14 protein-coding genes are annotated in these 16,619 nt (G+C 70.4%); 4 read left to right on the forward strand and 10 right to left on the reverse strand.

Going from position 1 to position 16,619, the window contains the following annotated elements; translation table 11 throughout:
• Nucleotides 1-74: 74 nt before the first annotated feature.
• From WFQ05_RS17635 to WFQ05_RS17655, 5 genes are all read right to left on the reverse strand, one after another.
• Nucleotides 75-1,034 carry a transaldolase gene (locus WFQ05_RS17635; protein WP_286576878.1) on the reverse strand — a complete coding sequence of 320 codons (960 nt, stop codon included), beginning with the start codon at nucleotides 1,032-1,034 and terminating at the stop codon, nucleotides 75-77.
• 43 nt (nucleotides 1,035-1,077) lie between these two features.
• Nucleotides 1,078-2,040 (reverse strand): LysR substrate-binding domain-containing protein, encoded by a 963-nt coding sequence (locus WFQ05_RS17640; RefSeq protein WP_337054755.1) that lies wholly within the window; start codon nucleotides 2,038-2,040, stop codon nucleotides 1,078-1,080.
• 591 nt (nucleotides 2,041-2,631) lie between these two features.
• The gene (ahpF, locus tag WFQ05_RS17645) at nucleotides 2,632-4,227 is read right to left on the reverse strand and encodes an alkyl hydroperoxide reductase subunit F (RefSeq protein WP_337054756.1); all 1,596 of its coding nucleotides are present in this window, start codon (nucleotides 4,225-4,227) and stop codon (nucleotides 2,632-2,634) included.
• Between the two features lie 159 nt (nucleotides 4,228-4,386).
• Entirely contained in the window at nucleotides 4,387-4,947 is a 561-nt protein-coding gene (ahpC, locus tag WFQ05_RS17650; RefSeq protein ID WP_130515863.1) for an alkyl hydroperoxide reductase subunit C, read from the reverse strand.
• A 154-nt stretch (nucleotides 4,948-5,101) separates the two neighbouring features.
• Nucleotides 5,102-5,941, reverse strand: a complete 840-nt coding sequence (locus WFQ05_RS17655) for an alpha/beta hydrolase (RefSeq protein ID WP_337054757.1) — start codon at nucleotides 5,939-5,941, stop codon at nucleotides 5,102-5,104.
• A 63-nt stretch (nucleotides 5,942-6,004) separates the two neighbouring features.
• Between WFQ05_RS17655 and prmC the strand changes: the two genes are divergently transcribed.
• Together prmC and pip are read left to right on the forward strand one after the other, a co-directional pair.
• On the forward strand, nucleotides 6,005-6,877 hold the full coding sequence (prmC, locus tag WFQ05_RS17660) for a peptide chain release factor N(5)-glutamine methyltransferase (protein WP_337054758.1): 873 nt from the start codon (nucleotides 6,005-6,007) through the stop codon (nucleotides 6,875-6,877).
• A 35-nt stretch (nucleotides 6,878-6,912) separates the two neighbouring features.
• Nucleotides 6,913-7,854, forward strand: a complete 942-nt coding sequence (gene pip / locus WFQ05_RS17665) for a prolyl aminopeptidase (protein WP_337054759.1) — start codon at nucleotides 6,913-6,915, stop codon at nucleotides 7,852-7,854.
• 13 nt (nucleotides 7,855-7,867) lie between these two features.
• On the opposite strand, the gene WFQ05_RS17670 is transcribed toward pip, so the two are convergent.
• The 5 genes from WFQ05_RS17670 to WFQ05_RS17690 all read right to left on the reverse strand — a co-directional run bounded on the left by WFQ05_RS17670 (nucleotide 7,868) and on the right by WFQ05_RS17690 (nucleotide 11,690).
• Entirely contained in the window at nucleotides 7,868-8,734 is an 867-nt protein-coding gene (locus WFQ05_RS17670) for a transglutaminase family protein (RefSeq protein WP_130523384.1), read from the reverse strand.
• A gap of 43 nt (nucleotides 8,735-8,777) precedes the next feature.
• Complete coding sequence (locus WFQ05_RS17675; RefSeq protein ID WP_337054760.1) at nucleotides 8,778-9,554, reverse strand: N-formylglutamate amidohydrolase; 777 nt, start codon at nucleotides 9,552-9,554, stop codon at nucleotides 8,778-8,780.
• The gene (locus WFQ05_RS17680) at nucleotides 9,547-10,098 is read right to left on the reverse strand and encodes an NUDIX hydrolase (RefSeq protein WP_130533618.1); all 552 of its coding nucleotides are present in this window, start codon (nucleotides 10,096-10,098) and stop codon (nucleotides 9,547-9,549) included. The genes WFQ05_RS17675 and WFQ05_RS17680 overlap by 8 nt, the downstream gene beginning before the upstream one ends.
• Nucleotides 10,095-10,988, reverse strand: a complete 894-nt coding sequence (locus WFQ05_RS17685) for a 5'-3' exonuclease H3TH domain-containing protein (RefSeq protein WP_234852628.1) — start codon at nucleotides 10,986-10,988, stop codon at nucleotides 10,095-10,097. The genes WFQ05_RS17680 and WFQ05_RS17685 overlap by 4 nt, the downstream gene beginning before the upstream one ends.
• Before the next feature lie 117 nt (nucleotides 10,989-11,105).
• Nucleotides 11,106-11,690: a nitroreductase gene (locus WFQ05_RS17690; protein WP_337054761.1), complete on the reverse strand. Its 585-nt coding sequence runs from the start codon at nucleotides 11,688-11,690 to the stop codon at nucleotides 11,106-11,108.
• Nucleotides 11,691-11,828: 138 nt separating this feature from the next.
• Between WFQ05_RS17690 and WFQ05_RS17695 the strand changes: the two genes are divergently transcribed.
• Together WFQ05_RS17695 and WFQ05_RS17700 are read left to right on the forward strand one after the other, a co-directional pair.
• Nucleotides 11,829-14,054: a DUF1631 family protein gene (locus WFQ05_RS17695; protein ID WP_337054762.1), complete on the forward strand. Its 2,226-nt coding sequence runs from the start codon at nucleotides 11,829-11,831 to the stop codon at nucleotides 14,052-14,054.
• 135 nt (nucleotides 14,055-14,189) lie between these two features.
• Entirely contained in the window at nucleotides 14,190-16,580 is a 2,391-nt protein-coding gene (locus WFQ05_RS17700; protein ID WP_337054763.1) for a DUF1631 domain-containing protein, read from the forward strand.
• Nucleotides 16,581-16,619 lie beyond the last annotated feature (39 nt).

Here is a 16,619-nt window from a genome sequence, read left to right on the forward strand (position 1 = left end):
CCGCGGTTGGCGCGGAAGCAGGCCCGGGTGCAGCGCCTACCCTCACGAGCGAGGGCAGGGCGCGGCGGAGCCGATCAGGCCAGACGGTCGGCGATGGTCTTGCGCAGGCTCTTGAGGTCTTCGGCGAAGATGCGGATGCCGTCGGCCAGCTTCTCCTTGGCCATCGGGTCGGCTTCGACGTCGGCCTTGAACTTGGCCGCATCCACCGGCGTGTGGCTGCCGCCTTCGGCCTTGGCGGGCGTCAGCTTGCGCGGCAGCTCGCCGTGGTCGGCATCGAGCTTGTCCAGCAGGTCTGGCGAGATGGTCAGGCGATCGCAGCCGGCCAGCGCTTCGATCTGCTCGGTCGAGCGGAACGAGGCGCCCATCACCACGGTCTTGATGCCGCGGCGCTTGAAGGTGTCGTAGACACCGCGCACGAACACCACGCCCTGGTCCTCATCGATGTTGGCCGGTGCCTGGCCGTGGGCCTTGTACCAGTCCAGGATGCGGCCCACGAACGGCGAGATCAGGAACGCATCGGCCTCGGCGCAGGCCAGGGCCTGGGTCGGGTTGAAGATCAGCGTGCAGTTGCAGTCGATGCCCTCGGCCTGCAGCTGGCGGCAGGCCTCCACGCCTTCCCAGGTCGAGGCGAGCTTGATCAGCACGCGGTCCTTGGGCACGCCGTTGTCGGCGTACATGGCGATGAACTTCTTCGCCTTGGCCACGCTGGCGGCGGTGTCGTAGGCCAGGTCGGCATCGACCTCGGTCGACACGCGGCCCTCGATCAGGCCGGAGAGCTTGGTGCCCACGCCCACGGTGAGGCGGTCGGCGACCTCGGCCACCAGTTCATCGGTGACCTCGCCCTGGCCGCGCGCCCAGGCGATCTGCTCGTCGATCAGGTCGGCATAGACCGGCAGGTCCAGCGCCTTCTTCACTAGGGTCGGGTTGGTGGTGCAGTCCACCGGCTTGAGGCGCTTGATCGCGTCGAAATCGCCGGTGTCGGCCACGACCACCGACAGGTCGCGCAGCTGCTGCAGTTTGCTTGGGGCACTCATGGGTCGTTCCGTCAGGTTGTAAGAGAGGAATGGGGAAAGGGTCTCACGCGCGCCGTTGCCGGATCGTCGATGCGCCGCGGCGCGGCGGTGCGGCGGCAGGCGCGGAAGGATCCAGCAGCGCGGGCGGCAGATCCTTGAAGACCTGCGCCAGCTGCATCAGGAAACCGGACATCGCCGAGCTCTTGCGCCACACCATGGCGATGCGCCGGCTGGGATGGGAGTCGCTGAAGCCCAGCAGATGGATGTTGTCCGAGCGCGCCACCGGCGGCTTGACCGCCAGCGTCGGCAGCAGGGTCACGCCGACGTCGGCGGCGACCATCTGGCGCAGGGTCTCCAGGCTGGTGGCGCGGAACTCGGACTTCTCGTTGGCGCCCGAGAGCCGGCACACCTCCAGCGCCTGCTCGCGCAGGCAGTGGCCATCCTCGAGCAGCAGCAGCTTCTGGTCGGACAGTTCGTCCAGGGTCAGCGAATCGCGCGCGGCCAGCGGATGCCCCTCGGGCACGGCCAGCACGAAGGGCTCCTCGAACAGGAACTCCACGTGCAGCTGGTCCTCGTCCACCGGCAGGGCCAGCAGGCCGGCGTCGAGCTTGCCCTCGCGCAGCCGCTGCAGCAGCACGTCGCTCTTCTCCTCCACCAGCAGCAGCTCCAGCTGCGGGAAACGCGTGCGGATGGACGGCACCACGTGCGGCAGCAGATACGGGCCGAGCGTGGGGAAGATGCCCAGCCGCACGGTGCCGGCCTCGGGGTCCTGGCTGCGCCGCGCCGATTCCTTCATCTGCTCGACCTCGGCCACGATCCGACGTGCGCGCTCGGCCGCGTCGCGACCGGCCGGGGTCAGCATGACCTTGCGCGGCGCACGCTCGACCAGCGACACGCCCAGCTCGTCCTCCAGCTTCTTGATCTGGGTGGACAGGGTGGGCTGGCTGACGAAGCTGGCCGCCGCGGCGCGGCCGAAATGCATGTGGTCGGCGAGGGCGACCAGGTACTTGAGGTCACGCAGGTTCACGGCTGGAGGACTTGTCTGACACGGCCATCGGCGCCGTCGATGCATTCAACGCCTTTTGCCTCGCCCGATCAATCGACGCAGGCTGAACCCCCGGCACAGGTTTGGGGACTTGAATGAGTTGATGGTGCCCGCGAGGTTCGCCGACGCCGCGATGGAAAAGGATTGACCGCGCCTCACGCTTCGGTAGGAGCCGCCACGGCGGCGATGTGGCTCGGCCGGAAACGCCTGAGCCGCGGTGGAGATTTAACGGAAAAGCCCCATCGCCGCCATGGCGGCTCCCACGATGACTGGGGCTGCACCTAACCGGTAAAGGCCTGCTGCGGAGGGATCAGGACTTCTTTTGAACGAAGCCTTATATCTCGACGCGCGAGGCAGCGGGCCGGCGGGCAGGGGCCGCGACTAGCGGGGCAGGAGCCGAGCGCCCGAGTCAGGGCAGGATGCCCTGATCGAGGGAAAGCGGCCCCTGCCCGCCGGACCGCTGCCCACCCGAAGCCGCAGCGCTCAGCCGCGGCGATCCCTCACCCCCGCAAAGCAAAAAAGCCCGCCGGGGTCACCGGCGGGCGTCATTCACACCTTATCGCGTGGGCCGGATCAGGCCGCCTTGGCGGCAGCTGGCTCCTGCGCGGCGGGGGCGCTGTGGCGGATCAGGTGGTCGAAGGCGCTCAGCGCGGCCTTGGAGCCTTCGCCCATGGCGATCACGATCTGCTTGTACGGCACCGTGGTGGCATCGCCGGCGGCGAACACCCCTGGCACGTTGGTCGCGCCGCGGTCGTCGACGATGATCTCCCCGCGCGGCGACAGCGCCACGGTGTCCTTGAGCCACTCGGTGTTGGGCAGCAGACCGATCTGCACGAAGATGCCTTCCAGCTCCAGCGTGTGCTTGGCCTCGTTGGTGCGGTCGGTGTAGGACAGACCGGTGACCTTGTTGCCATCGCCGTGCACCTCGGTGGAAAGCGCCGAGACGACGATGTCCACATTGGGCAGGCTGCGCAGCTTGCGCTGCAGGACCTCGTCGGCACGCAGCTTGTGATCGAACTCGATCAGCGTGACGTGCTTGACGATGCCGGCCAGGTCGATGGCCGCCTCGACGCCCGAGTTGCCACCGCCGATCACCGCCACGCGCTTGCCCTTGAACAGCGGGCCGTCGCAGTGCGGGCAATAGGCCACGCCCTTGTTGCGGTACTCGTTCTCGCCCGGCACGTTCATCTGCCGCCAGCGCGCGCCGGTGGACAGGATCACCGTCCTGCTCTTGAGCGAGGCACCGTTGGCCAGCTGCACCTCGATCAGGCCATCGGGCCCGGCGGGGATCAGTTTCTCGGCCCGCTGCAGGTTCATGATGTCCACCTCGTATTGACGCACATGCGCCTCGAGCGCGGCGGCCATCTTCGGCCCCTCGGTCTCCTGCACGGAGATGAAGTTCTCGATCGCCATGGTGTCCAGCACCTGGCCACCGAAGCGCTCGGCGGCCACGCCCGTGCGGATGCCCTTGCGCGCGGCGTAGATCGCCGCGGCCGAGCCCGCCGGGCCACCGCCGACCACGAGCACCTCGAACGGCGCCTTGGCCGAGATCTTCTTGGCGTCGCGCTTGGCCGCACCAGCGTCCAGACGCCCGACGATCTCTTCCAGGTTCATGCGACCCTGGCCGAAGGTTTCACCATTGAGGTACACGGTCGGCACCGACATCACCTGCCGCTGTTCCACCTCGTCGGGGAACACCGCGCCGTCGATGGCCACGTGCTGGATCCTGGGGTTGAGCACCGCCATCAGGTTCAGGGCCTGGACCACGTCCGGGCAGTTCTGGCAGCTCTGCGAGAAGTAGGTCTCGAACTTGTAGTCGCCTTCCAGCCCCTGCACCTGCTCGATGGTCTCCAGCGAGGCCTTGGACGGATAGCCGCCGACCTGCAGCAGCGCCAGCACCAGCGAGGTGAACTCATGGCCCATCGGCAGGCCGGCGAAGCGCAGGTGGATGTCCTGGCCAGGCGAGTTGAGGGCGAAGGAGGGTGTGTGCACGTCGGCATCGCGGTGCTCGACCAGCGAGACCTGGTCGGACAGCAGCACGATGTCGCTGAGCAGCTCGAGCATCTCCTTGGAGGTGGGCGAGTCGTCGACCGAGGCGATCAGCTCCACCGGGCGCGTCAGGCGCTCCAAGTAGGCCTTGAGTTGGGTCTTGAGGGTGTCGTCCAACATGGCGCTTCTCCTTGAAAGGGCGGCAAAGGACCGTCCGGCCCGGAGTGGGCAGACGAGGGGGTCAGGGGGGCAAACCGCAGACCGCGACGCAGGCGGGCTCCGGTTTGCCGCCTGCGCCGCCCCGCGTGAGGCGGGGCGGCGTGGCAGCAGCGGAACGGCTTAGATCTTGCCGACCAGGTCCAGCGACGGCGCCAGGGTCTTGGCGCCTTCCTTCCACTTGGCCGGGCAGACCTCACCCGGGTGCGAGGCCACGTACAGGGCAGCCTTGACCTTGCGCAGGGTGTCGCCGGCTTCGCGGCCGATGCCCTCGGCGGTGATTTCCACCGACTGGATCACGCCCTGCGGGTCGATGATGAAGGTGCCGCGGTCGGCCAGACCCGCCGGACGCAGCACGTCGAAGTTCTTCGAGATCTGGTGGGTCGGGTCGCCGATCATGGCGTACTTGATCTTGCCGATCGCCGCCGAGGTGTCGTGCCAGGCCTTGTGCGAGAAGTGCGTGTCGGTGGAGACCGAGTAGACCTCGACGCCCAGCTTCTGGAACTCGGCGTAATGGTCGGCCAGGTCTTCCAGCTCGGTCGGGCAGACGAAGGTGAAGTCGGCCGGGTAGAACACGACCACGGACCACTTGCCCTTCAGGTCGGCATCGGAGACTTCGATGAACTCGCCGTCCTTGTAGGCGGTGGCCTTGAACGGCAGGATTTCGGTGTTGATGACGGACATCGTTTTCTTCCTTTTTGCTGAGGGGGTGGAGGCGATAGGGGCATCCTACGCACCGCGAATCGATTTCTCAAATCGATGGATGGCATTGCATCGATAGTTTTGATCAATTGTTGGGCGAGTGCCTCATCCTAGGCCGCGCCACGTTTCAGTTCGGTCACGGCGCGCGGACGAACTCCCCAATCCGCGCCAGCAGCGCGGGATGCCGGCGGGGCGCGTACAGGTCGATCAGCGGCGCCAGATGGCCGCCGGGCAGCCACAGCACCTCGACCCGCCCGCCTGCCGCGCGCAGGCGTTCGGCCAGGTCCTCGGTCTGGCGCGGTTCGACCTCGGTGTCCTTGCGCCCGCTGACCAGCAGGAAGGGCGGCTCGTCGCCATCGACGAAGCCGATCGGCTGCGCCCGCGGCCAGCGCGACGGCGGCCCGAACACCTCGGTGAGCTCCCCGCTGATCTGGAAGTCGTACGGCCCGGCCAGCCCGATCACGCCGGCGATCGCCGAGCGGGGCACGCCCTGGTCGGCCAGATAGTGCGCATCGGTGCCCAGCAGGGCGGCGATCTGCGCCCCGGCCGAGTGGCCCGCGAGGAAGATCCGCGCCGGGTTGGCGCCGTAATCGACCGCATGGGCGCGCGCCCAGGCCACCGCGCGCGCGCCGTCCTCGACGAAGCCGGGAAAGACCGTGTCCGGCGCCAGCCGGTAGTCGGCGATCATCACCACCGCGCCGGTCGAGGCCAGCCGCCGGCCGACGAAGCGGTAATCGCTGCGGGACCCGTGCTGCCAGCTGCCGCCGTAGAAATAGACCAGCACCGGCGCGTCGTGGACCGCGGCGACGGGGCGATAGACGTCCAGCGAGAGCTGCCGCACCGGGTCGTAGACGGCTGTGGCGTCGGGCTGGCCCTGACCATGGTTGGCGATGCCGAAGGCCAGGCTCTGGCAGGCGCTCAGGGTCAGTGCGCTCAGCGCGCCCAGACCCATGCGCAGCAAACGGGAAGGCTTCAAGGCGTAGGGCTCCGGTAGGGACGATAGGAAAGGGCGCAGGGTGCAACGGCTACCATGGCGCGAATGAAAACGCAGTCACCCGAACGCCTGGACGCGCTGCTGCGGCAAGGTGCCGCACGGCTGGACAGCGACGCGGCGCGCTTCGAGGCCGAGCTGTTGCTGCTGCACGCCCTGGGCCGCGACCGCGCCTGGCTGTTCGCGCATGGCTCCGACCCGGTCGAACCCGCCGTGCGCGACGCCTACGCCGCGCTGCTGGCGCGACGTGCGGCCGGCGAGCCGATCGCCTACATCACCGGCCGGCGCGGCTTCTGGACGCTGGACCTGCGGGTCGGCCCCGCCACGCTGATCCCGCGCGCCGAGACCGAACGCCTGGTCGAACTGGCCCTGGACCGCCTGCCGGCCGACGCACCGGCACGGGTCGCGGACCTGGGCACCGGCAGCGGCGCCATCGCCCTGGCCATCGCCAGCGAGCGCCCGCTGGCGCAGGTGGTCGCCACCGACGCCAGCGCCGCCGCGCTCGAGATCGCCCAGGCCAACGCGCGCGAACACGGGCTGGGCCAGGTGCGCTTCGTCCACGGCGACTGGCTGGCGCCGCTGGCCGGCGAGCGCTTCGACCTGATTGCCAGCAACCCGCCCTACATCGAGGCCGGCGATGTCCACCTGACGCGCGGCGACCTGCGCTTCGAGCCGGCCGGCGCGCTGGCCTCGGGCGCCGATGGCCTGGACGACATCCGCCGCATCGTCGCCCAGGCGCCCGCGCACCTGCGGCCGGGCGGCTGGCTGCTGCTGGAGCATGGCTTCGATCAAGGCGAGGCGGTGTGCGCGCTGCTGCGTGAGGCGGGCTTCGACCAGGCGCGCACCGAACAGGATCTGGAGCACCGCGACCGCGTGAGCCTGGGTCGCTGGCCCGGCGAGTCGCAACAGGGCGTGGCGTAAACTGCCGATCGTTTTTCCCGACTTCCAGGCCGCCCATGCGCCAGCTCTATCCTGCCATCGAACCCTTCGACACCGGCGAACTCCAGGTCGACGCGCGTCATACGCTCTACTTCGAGCAGTGCGGCAATCCGCAGGGCAAGCCGGTGGTGATGCTGCACGGCGGGCCGGGCGGCGGCTGCAACGCGAAGATGCGCCAGTTCCACGATCCGGCCAAGTACCGCATCGTGCTGTTCGATCAGCGCGGCTCCGGCCGCTCGCGGCCGCACGCCGATCTGGTGGACAACACCACCTGGGACCTGGTGGCCGACATCGAGAAGCTGCGCGCGCACCTGGGCATCGAGACCTGGCAGGTGTTCGGCGGCAGCTGGGGCTCGACCCTGGCGCTGGCCTATGCGCAGACCCATCCGCAGCGCGTGACCGAGCTGGTGCTGCGCGGCATCTTCATGCTGCGCCGCTGGGAGCTGGAGTGGTTCTACCAGGAAGGCGCCAACCGCCTGTTCCCCGATGCCTGGCAGCACTACATCGCCGCGATCCCGGAAGTGGAGCGCGCCGATCTGATCTCGGCCTTCCACCGCCGGTTGACCAGCGACGATGCGGCCACGCGCCTGGCCGCCGCGCGCGCCTGGTCGGTGTGGGAAGGCGCGACCAGCTATCTGCGCGTGGACGAGGACTTCGTCAGCGGCCACGAGGATGCGGAGTTCGCGCTGGCCTTCGCCCGCATCGAGAACCACTACTTCGTCAACGGCGGCTTCTTCGAGGTCGAGGACCAGCTGCTGCGCGACGCGCACCGCATCGCCGACATCCCCGGCGTGATCGTGCACGGCCGCTACGATGTGGTCTGCCCGATCCAGAACGCGTGGGACCTGCACCAGGCCTGGCCGAAGGCGAGCCTGGAGATCACGCCGACCTCGGGCCACTCGGCCTTCGAGGAAGAGAACATCGACGCGCTGGTGCGCGCGACCGACCGCTTCGCCTGAGCCGGCCGCGCGCTCAGGTGAGCGCGTAGCCCAGCGGCATGGGCGGCACCGGCACGCGCGGGGAGAGGGTCGGATCGTCGGTCTCGTCGGTCCAGACCTCGAACTTCTCCAGCGTGTTGAAGCCGAAGCTGTTGCTGATCGCCGCATCGGCCGCATCGCGGCCGCGGGCGATCAGCACGCGGCCGATGCGCGGGGTGTTGTGGCGCGCGTCGAAGGTGTACCAGCGCCCGTCCAGATAGGCCTCGAACCAGGCCGAGAAATCCATCGGCGCATCCACCGGCGGGATGCCGATGTCGCCCAGATAACCGGTGCAGTAGCGCGCCGGGATGTTCATGCAGCGGCACAGCGCGATGGCCGAATGCGCGAAATCGCGGCACACGCCGCGGCCCTCCTGCAGCGCCTCGACCGCGCCCTTGGTGGCGCGCGCATGCTGATAGCCGAACTGGATCGCGTTGTGCACGTAGTCGCAGATCGCCTGCACGCGCGCCCAGCCCGGCGGCGTAGCGCCGAACAGGTCCCAGGCCATGGAGACCAGCTGGTCGGTCTCGCAGTAGCGGCTGCCGAGCAGGAACAGCAGGGTGTCGTCGGGCAGCTGGTCCACCGGCACCTCGCGCGCGCCTGGCGCGACGGGATCGGGCTGGCCGTCGTCCTGCACCACCGCATCGGCGTACAGGGTGAACAGCCCGGCCGGCGCGTGCAGGCGGGTGCAGGTATTGCCGAAGCTGTCGTGGTATTGGCGCATCGGCACGCCGGGCAGGGCGCGCAGCTCCTGGCCGATGACGATGTCGGTGCGGCGGCTGTCGTGGATGTTCAGCGTCACCAGCATCGAGGTGGGCTGCGGCAGCCGGAAGGCGATTTCGTAACCCAGGCGGATGAGCATGTGGGAGGGCGGTCGGGGGACAGCCCTCCATATAGCGGGATTTTCAGGGTTGTGGTGTGAAATCCGGCGCCAGACGGGTGAACAGGCGCGCCAGCCGCTGCGCCCAGGCGCGCTGGCCCTCGTCGGTGGCGATCAGGTCCTGGCGGATTTCCAGCTCCAGGTGCACCAGCCCGCGCGCCTCGCCGTGCACAGGGATGGCGTAGTCGGTGGCGTCGCTGACTGCGTAGGGTTCGTTGTCGCCGACGGTCAGCCCCTCGGCCTCGAGCAGCGGCTTGAGGGCGTGGGCCATGCGCGCGTCGCGCTGGTACAGCACGCCGGCGTGCCAGGGCCGCACGATGCCGGCGAACACCGGGGTGAAACTGTGCATGGCGATCAGGATCGTCGGCTGCCCGCGCGCGGCGCGCGCGTCGAGCTGGCCGCGGATCGCGTCGTGGTAGGGCTGGAAGATCTCCGCGGCCCGCTGCGCGCGCTGCTGCGGGTTGGCGGCGACGTTGGCGGCGATGTCGGTGCCGTCGCTGATCGCGGCGATCGAGCCGGGCGCGTCCAGCGGCCGGTTGCAGTCGATCACCAGGCGCGAATAGGTCTGCAGGATCGCGGTGGCGTCCAGCAGCGCGGCCAGCGCGCGGGTGGTGCCGGCGATGCCGATGTCCCAGCCGATGTGGCGGTCCAGCTCGGCCTGCGGCAGGCCCAGCTGGTCCAGCGCGGCCGGCACGGCCTGGCCGGCGTGGTCGGCGATGAGCAGGTAGGGCGAGGCGCCCTGCGCGCCGATCACGGTGAACGGCGACGGGTCCTGCGGCCCCAGCAGGGTCGGCTCAGCCACGTGGCGTGCCGTCCAGGTGGTGCTCGATCATCCACAGTCCGGCCCAGAGCTTGGCGTCGAGCTCATAGCCCTCGCCGAGCTTGCCCACCAGCCAGGCCGCGGCCTGCGCGCGCGGGATCTCGTGCACGGTGATGTTCTCGTCCTCGTCGCCGCCGCCGGGCCCGACGCGGCGTAGGCCGGTGGCGAGCACGAAGGCGATGCGCTCGTTGGTCGAGCCCGAGGACACCGGCCCGATCAGCAGCACCTCGGCGTGCTCAGCGGTCCAGCCGGTCTCTTCCTCCAGCTCGCGGATGGCCGAGACCTCGATCGACTCACCGGCGTGGATGTCGCCGACCAGGCCGGCCGGCATCTCGATGGTGTTGGCCTGCAGCGGCACGCGGAACTGCTCGACGAAGACGATCTTGTCCTCCGGCGTGACGGCGATGATGATCGCCGCCAGTCCGCCGGCATGGGCGCGCTCGGCGTATTCCCAGGTGCCGCGCCGGATCAGGCGCAGGTACTGGCCGTCGTACATCACTTCTGCGGGTTCGGTCTTGGAACTCATTGGGCCGGCTCGTAGGAGGGGAAATGGGGGGCGTCGTCGTGCGGTGGCGTCCACGGCTGTTCCAGCCCGGAGGCGGCGCGCAGGCGCCGGCGCAGGGTCGGCCCGAAGCGCAGCGCTTCGCACAGTGCGTCGAGCAATTGGCCATCGGCCGGCGCGCGCGCGAAGCCGGGCATGATCCCGTCCAGCGGCGCATCCAGCGCGATGGTGGTCAGCTGCCGCCACAGCAGCGCGTGTTCGCGCTGCTCGCGCAGGCGCAGGGCGACCTGGGCGGCGCCGCGCAGGCGCAGGAAGGCGACTTCGTCGCAGCGCGCCAGCAGCGCGTCCAGGCTGCCGAAGTGCGCCAGCAGGATCGCCGCGGTCTTGGCGCCGATGCCGCTGACGCCGGGGATGTTGTCGATGGCATCGCCGCACAGGGCCAGGTAGTCGGCGATCTGGTGGGCTTCCACGCCATGGCGCGCCTTGACCCCGGCCGCGCCCCAGCGCACACCGCGGGCGAAATCCCACTGCTCGTCGCCTTCGCCCAGCAGCTGGGAGAGGTCCTTGTCGGCCGAGACGATCACCCCGCGGAAGCCCAGCGGCCGCGCCGCGTGCAGGGCGCTGCCGATCAGGTCGTCGGCCTCGTACTCGGTGTGGGCCAGCACGTTGAAGCCCAGTGCCGCGCACAGCGCCTTGCAGTGCGCGAACTGGCGCCGCAGCTCGGGCGGCGCCGGCTCGCGGTTGCCCTTGTAGGCCGGATACAGGCCGTGGCGGAAGCAGCTGTCCAGCGCCTCGTCGAAGGCCACCGCGATATGCGTCGGGCGCTGGCGTTCGCCCAGCTCCAGCAGGAAGCGTGCGAAGCCATGCACGGCATTGGTCGGCCAGCCCTCGGCATCGCGGAACTGATCGGGCATCGAGTGCCAGGCCCGGAACACGTACAGGCTGGCATCGACCAGATACAGGTCCTTCAGCACGACCCACCTCCGCCGCCATGCCTGGCCCGGCAAGGCCGCACGCGGGCCGGGTGCGGACTAGGCACGTTCGCCGGTCCAGTCGGTGAGCAGCGCCGCCGCGTCCGGGCGCTCGCGCTCGGGGACCTCGATCGCGGCGGTGCCGATATGGATGAAGCCGGCGATGCGCTCGTCCGGGCCCAGGCCCAGTTCGGTGCACACCACCGGATCGCTGGCCGCCCAGCCGGTCAGCCATTGCGCGCCGAAGCCGAGCGCCTGCGCGGCCTGCAGCAGGGCGAAGCACACGCTGCCGGCGGTCAGCCATTGCTCCTCGAGCGGCACTTTGTGACCGGGCTGCAGGCGGGCGACCACGGTGATGATGACGGGCGCGTAAGAAAACCTGCCGCGCTCCTTCTCCAACGCCGCCTCGGAGGCCTGCGGATCCTTCTGCCGCGTGCGGGCTTCCAGCAGCCGGCTCATCGCCGCGCGGGCCTGGCCTTCGATGCGGATGAAGCGCCAGGGCACCAGCTTGCCGTGGTCGGGCACGCGGCTGGCGCTCTCCAGCATGCGCAACACCGTCGGCGTGTCCGGCCCGGGCGCATGAAGCTGCTTTGACGGGACTGAACGGCGCTGGTCGAGCGCTTGCAGCAGTTCTGGGGTCGGCATACGCTGAAGTTTAGCGGCTTGGCACGGTTTTTGAGTGTTAGACAGGTCGGCCGGCGCATGCGGCACCGGTCTCATGGTCATCCGGCCAGGAGATTCTCGAGCGACTTGACGGCACTGACGGGGGCGTGGGATCGGGGCATGTTGAACGGTTTCACCCAGGACAGCAGGCGCGACCGCAATGCGGCGCTGCTGGAGCACGTGCGGCTGTTGGCCGTCGTGCCGCTGGGCGAGATTTTCCAGTCGGTGATGGACGTATTGCCCGCGCGCCTGGATGAACAGGCCGGCAGCGGCGGCGCCTCGCAGATCGACCTGATCGAGGCCAAGCAGGAAGTCCGCCGCCGCCGCGAACACAGCCTCTCGCGCTTCCGCAGCCACCTGGTCAACGCCTGGCAACTGCTGGAACTGGGCCGGCCGCTGTCGGTGGAGTACAAGCTGGCCGAGGCCGACCTGGACCGCGACGGCGCCGCGCGCCTGAGCCTGCTCAGCTACCAGGACATGGAGGTGCGCCTGGCGATCCGGCGCATGGCCGACGCCATCGCCGCGCGCTGGCGGACCGAGCTGATGCGGGTGAACCGCTACGTCGGCCTGCTCGCCGGCGGGATCAAGCTCAGCGACGACACGCTGCCGTTCGGCCCGCATCACCTCGGCGCCGGCGTGTTCGACGCCTTCGAGGAGCTGACCCTGGCTCCGGCCGCGCGCCTGGAGATCATCCGCATCTGCGAGGACGAGCTGCAGTCGCGCCTGGGCGTGCTGTACGCCGGGCTGGAGCAGCGCCTGATGCAGGTGATCCAGGCCTCAGAGCGCGCGCTGCTGCAGCCGCGTTCGCGCCGGCGCATCCCCAGCGCGCGGCTGATCACCGAGGGTGAGGCCGATGGCGAGCAGGCGCCGGACTGGATCGCGCGCTTCTTCGCCCAGTGGCAGCCGCCGGACGCGGCCGGCGCCGCGCCGGCCGGCAACGAGCACGCCCGCGCGGTGCAGGAGATCCTGCCGGCGGACCTGCACGCGCTGCTGCAGCGCTCGCGCCAGCTCGAGCAGCAGGCCGGCCCGGACGCGCGGCGGGCGCTGTCCCAGCGCGAGCTGCTCTCGGTGCTCTCGCTGCTGCAGTCCATGCCGGAGGAGTCGCCCGCCGGCCCGCGCCCGGCGCGGCTCAAGGACCGGCTGAAGGACGACATCCGCGCCACCGGCGCCAAGCTGGGCATCGACCCGGCGCGGGTGCGGCTGGATCCGGTCGATGAGGACATGCTGGACCTGGTGGCGATGCTGTTCGAGGTGATGCTCGACGAATGCAACCTGCAGGGCCCGGTGCGCCAGGACATGCAGCAGCTGCTGGTGCCCTACGCCAAGGTCGCGCTGCTGAGCCCGGACCTGTTCCTGCGCGAGAACGACCCGCCGCGCCGCCTGCTCAACCTGCTGGCGGACGCGGCCGAATCGCTGGTCGGCGACGAGGCGGCCGAGAAGGCCCTGCGCGCGGAGTTCGACCGCACCGTGGACGCCATCCAGCAGGACTTCGCCGAGCACACCGAGGTGTTCGCCGGCTGGCTGCAGTCCTTCGGCACCGCCTTTGCCAGCTACAAGCGCCGGGTCGAGATCGCCGAGCGCCGCGCCACCGAGCTGCATCGCGCCCAGGAGCGCCGCGAGGAAGCGCGCCGCTTCGCCGACGGCGCCGCCGCCCCGCGGCTGCAGGGCCGCACGCTGCCGCCGGCGATCAGCGATTTCATGACCCGCTACTGGTCGCCCTATGTGGGCATGACCGTGCTGCGCGGGGAGAGCGGCGCGGACGATCTGGCCCAGGCGCTGGCGCTGGCCGATGCGCTGCTGGAGGAACTGGATCTGGCCCGCGTCCACGATCAGGCCCGGCCCTGGCTGGAGCAGCTGCAGCCGGCGCTGACCAAGCTGCTGGACAACCTGGGGCTGAGCCAGGCCGATGCGCAGGCCGCGCGCGCCGCGCTGCGCGATGCGCTGTCCGGCCAGGCCAGCAAGGATGCGGCGGCCCTGTCCGAGCTGCCGCCGCTGCCGCGTCCGCCGCTGATCGCCCAGCCCGAGGCGCCCGCGCCGGCGGCGTGGGAGGAGCCGCACGCGCTGGCCGAGGTCGACGAGGTCACCGCCGACTACTTCCGCCAGCTGCCGATGGGCACCTGGCTGGACTTCGTCTCGCGCAGCGGCAGCGTGCGCGCCGGCAAGCTGAGCTGGATCAGCCCGATCTCGGCGCGGCTGATGTTCGTGGACCGCAGCGGCAGCCGCATGTGCGTGGCCTCGCCCGACGAGCTGTCGGCGATGGCGCAGCTGGATCGCGTGCGCATGCACCGGCACGAGGACGCCTTCTACAGCGCCATGCAGGGCGCCATCGATCAGCTGGAAAACTGAGGCGCTAAGTCTTTGTTTTTGGAGGGACAGGCAGTGGGAGTTCCGTCACGGTTCATGGCCCGGGCTCACACTAGGATGACGCAGCGGTCGGGGACCGCATTCCCCCAGTCTGACCCCCACGGACACGATGCCCGTATGTCTTCTTACGCCGACTTCCAGCACGGACTGGGACGCAGTCCGCGTCTGCTCGAGCAGGCCCGGCGCACGGTACTGCCCGCGCTGACCAGCGCGTTCGGCGAGGCGCTGGGGCGGTTCGACGATGCCTTGTTCGACCGCGCCGAGCGCGCGGGCCCGGCGCAGATGGCCTTCCTGGACGGCATGCGCGAACTGCGCCGCCAGCGCGAACCCTCCGTCGCCCGCTTCCGCGATCACCTGGAAAAGGCCTGGCGCGCGCTGGAGGACGGCAAGCCGCTGTCGGTCGACACCGCCCTGACCGATGCCAACGTCACCGGCCTGAGCCTGCTGTCGGAGACCGAGCTGGAATCGCGCCTGGCCGCGCGCAACCTGGCCAGCGTGGTCGGCCGCGACTGCCGCCAGGTGCTGCAGCGCCTGGACCGGCGCCTGGCGATGATCGCCGGGATCGAGGAACTGGACGCCGAGCACAACCCGATCGGCGCCGAACACGTCGGCGTGGCCCTGCACGAGGCCTTCGCACCCTGCGACTTCGCCCTGGAAGTGCGCCTGACCGTGCTCAAGCTGGGCGAGCGCGAGCTGGTCCCGCAGCTGGGCCGCATCTACGACACGCTCGATCTGCTGCTGGCCCAGGCCGGGGTGATGCCCGAGCAACCCACCGCCGCGCGCAGGCCGGTGCCGCGTCCGGCCGCGCCGCCGCCGGCGGCGATCCCGGGCCTGGAATCGGTGGAGGTGCGCCAGGCCGCCAGCGAGGGCCAGAGCGCGGTCAACGACGACGACGCGCTGCCCGCATGGATGGCGCGCTTCACCGAGCGCCTGAGCTCGCCTGCGCAGCGCTGGCCCGGCGAGGGCCAGGGCGGCGACGGCTACGGCGCCTGGTCCGGGGCCGAGGCGCCGCTGGCGCCCGGCGCGCAGGGCGTGTTGCTCGAGGCCCTGCACCACCTGCTGCAGGAATCGCGCAGCCACCGCGTCGGCGACGCCGCCGCGGCGGGGCCTGGCGACGGCCGCGGCCAGGGCGTGGAAGGCATGGACAGCCGCTCGCTGTCCAAGCGCGAGATGCTCTCGGTGCTGTCCATGCTGCAGACCACGCCCAGCGACACGCTGCAGGAGGTGGCCACCGGTAGCAGCAGCGAATCGTTGGCCCAGCGCCTGAAGAGCGAGGTCATCCAGAACGCCTCGCGCCTGGGCATGGAGCCGGGCGCCACCCGCCTGTCGCCGGTGGACGAGGACGCCATCGACCTGGTCGGCATGCTGTTCGACGTGATGCTCGACGAGCGCGACCTGGAGACCCATTCGCGCGAGCTGATGGGCAAGCTGGTGGTGCCCTTCGTCAAGGTCGCGCTGCTGGACCGGCGCATGTTCGTGCAGAAGACCCATCCGGCGCGGCGCCTGCTCAACGTGCTGGCCGAGGCCTGCGAGGGCAATACCGGCGAGTCGCAGGCCGACCGCACGCTGCTGGCCAAGGTGGAGGAAGTGGTCGACCGGCTGGTGGCCGAGTTCAACGAGAACCTGGCGATCTTCCAGATGCTGGAGGAGGAGTTCCGCGACTTCCTCGGCCAGCACAAGCGCCGCATCGAGATCGCCGAGCGGCGTGCCACCGAGCTGCAGCGCGGCCAGGAGCGGCTGGAGGCGGCGCGGGCGCGCGCCGCGATCGAGCTGGCCAAGCGCCTGGAAAGCCGGCGCGTGCCGCAGACGATCGAGGATTTCCTGCGCCAGCCCTGGGCGCACCATCTGACCATGGCCCTGCTGCGCGAGGGCGAGGAAAGCCAGATGGCGGCCAGCGCGCTGGCCCTGGCCGATGGCGTGCTGCACGAGCTGGCCGAGGCCCAGGCGCAGGTGGTCGGCAAGCCGTGGCTGTCCGAATGGCGGCACGGGCTGATCAAGGTGTTCAGCAGCGTGGGCATGGGCGGCGAGGCCGCCGGCGCGGCGATCGACGCGCTGCACGACACGCTGCAGGCGGTGTCGGTCTCGCGCCCGGACCTGGAGCGCGCGCTGCCCGATCTGCCGCCGGTGGCCGAACCGGCCGCGCAGGCCGCCGCGGCCGCGGCGCAGTCGCCCAACCTGGCCCTGGTCGGCGGCACCGACGCGCTGGAGTTCGACAGCGCCGATGCCGAGCATTTCCGCGGGCTGCCGATCGGCACCTGGCTGGACTTCATCGACAAGGACAACAAGGTCCAGGCCGGCAAGCTGTCCTGGGTCAGCCCGATCTCGGCGCGGCTGCTGTTCGTCAACCGCCGCGGCGTGCGCTTCTGCGTGGCCTCGCCCGAAGAACTGGCGGTGATGGTGCGGCTGGGTCGTCTGCGCCGGCACCGGCACGAGGACGCCTTCGACAGCGCCATGCAGGGCGTGATCGACCGCCTGGACGGCGTGCTGCGCCAGCCCGGTCCGGGCTGAGGGCCGGCCACCGGCGACGCGGCGCTTTGCTAGCATCGC

The sequence above is a fragment of the Pseudoxanthomonas sp. USHLN014 genome (genome assembly GCF_037153335.1).
Classification (GTDB): Bacteria; Pseudomonadota; Gammaproteobacteria; order Xanthomonadales; family Xanthomonadaceae; genus Pseudoxanthomonas_A; species Pseudoxanthomonas_A winnipegensis.

Coding starts and splice junctions, on each gene's coding strand:
- WFQ05_RS17635 (WP_286576878.1), bottom strand. CDS start 1,034: ATGAGTGCCCCAAGCAAACTGCAGCAGCTGCGCGACCTGTCGGTGGTC.
- ahpF (WP_337054756.1), bottom strand. CDS start 4,227: ATGTTGGACGACACCCTCAAGACCCAACTCAAGGCCTACTTGGAGCGC.
- ahpC (WP_130515863.1), bottom strand. CDS start 4,947: ATGTCCGTCATCAACACCGAAATCCTGCCGTTCAAGGCCACCGCCTAC.
- prmC (WP_337054758.1), top strand. CDS start 6,005: ATGAAAACGCAGTCACCCGAACGCCTGGACGCGCTGCTGCGGCAAGGT.
- pip (WP_337054759.1), top strand. CDS start 6,913: ATGCGCCAGCTCTATCCTGCCATCGAACCCTTCGACACCGGCGAACTC.
- WFQ05_RS17670 (WP_130523384.1), bottom strand. CDS start 8,734: ATGCTCATCCGCCTGGGTTACGAAATCGCCTTCCGGCTGCCGCAGCCC.
- WFQ05_RS17680 (WP_130533618.1), bottom strand. CDS start 10,098: ATGAGTTCCAAGACCGAACCCGCAGAAGTGATGTACGACGGCCAGTAC.
- WFQ05_RS17685 (WP_234852628.1), bottom strand. CDS start 10,988: ATGCCCGATCAGTTCCGCGATGCCGAGGGCTGGCCGACCAATGCCGTG.
- WFQ05_RS17690 (WP_337054761.1), bottom strand. CDS start 11,690: ATGCCGACCCCAGAACTGCTGCAAGCGCTCGACCAGCGCCGTTCAGTC.
- WFQ05_RS17695 (WP_337054762.1), top strand. CDS start 11,829: ATGTTGAACGGTTTCACCCAGGACAGCAGGCGCGACCGCAATGCGGCG.
- WFQ05_RS17700 (WP_337054763.1), top strand. CDS start 14,190: ATGTCTTCTTACGCCGACTTCCAGCACGGACTGGGACGCAGTCCGCGT.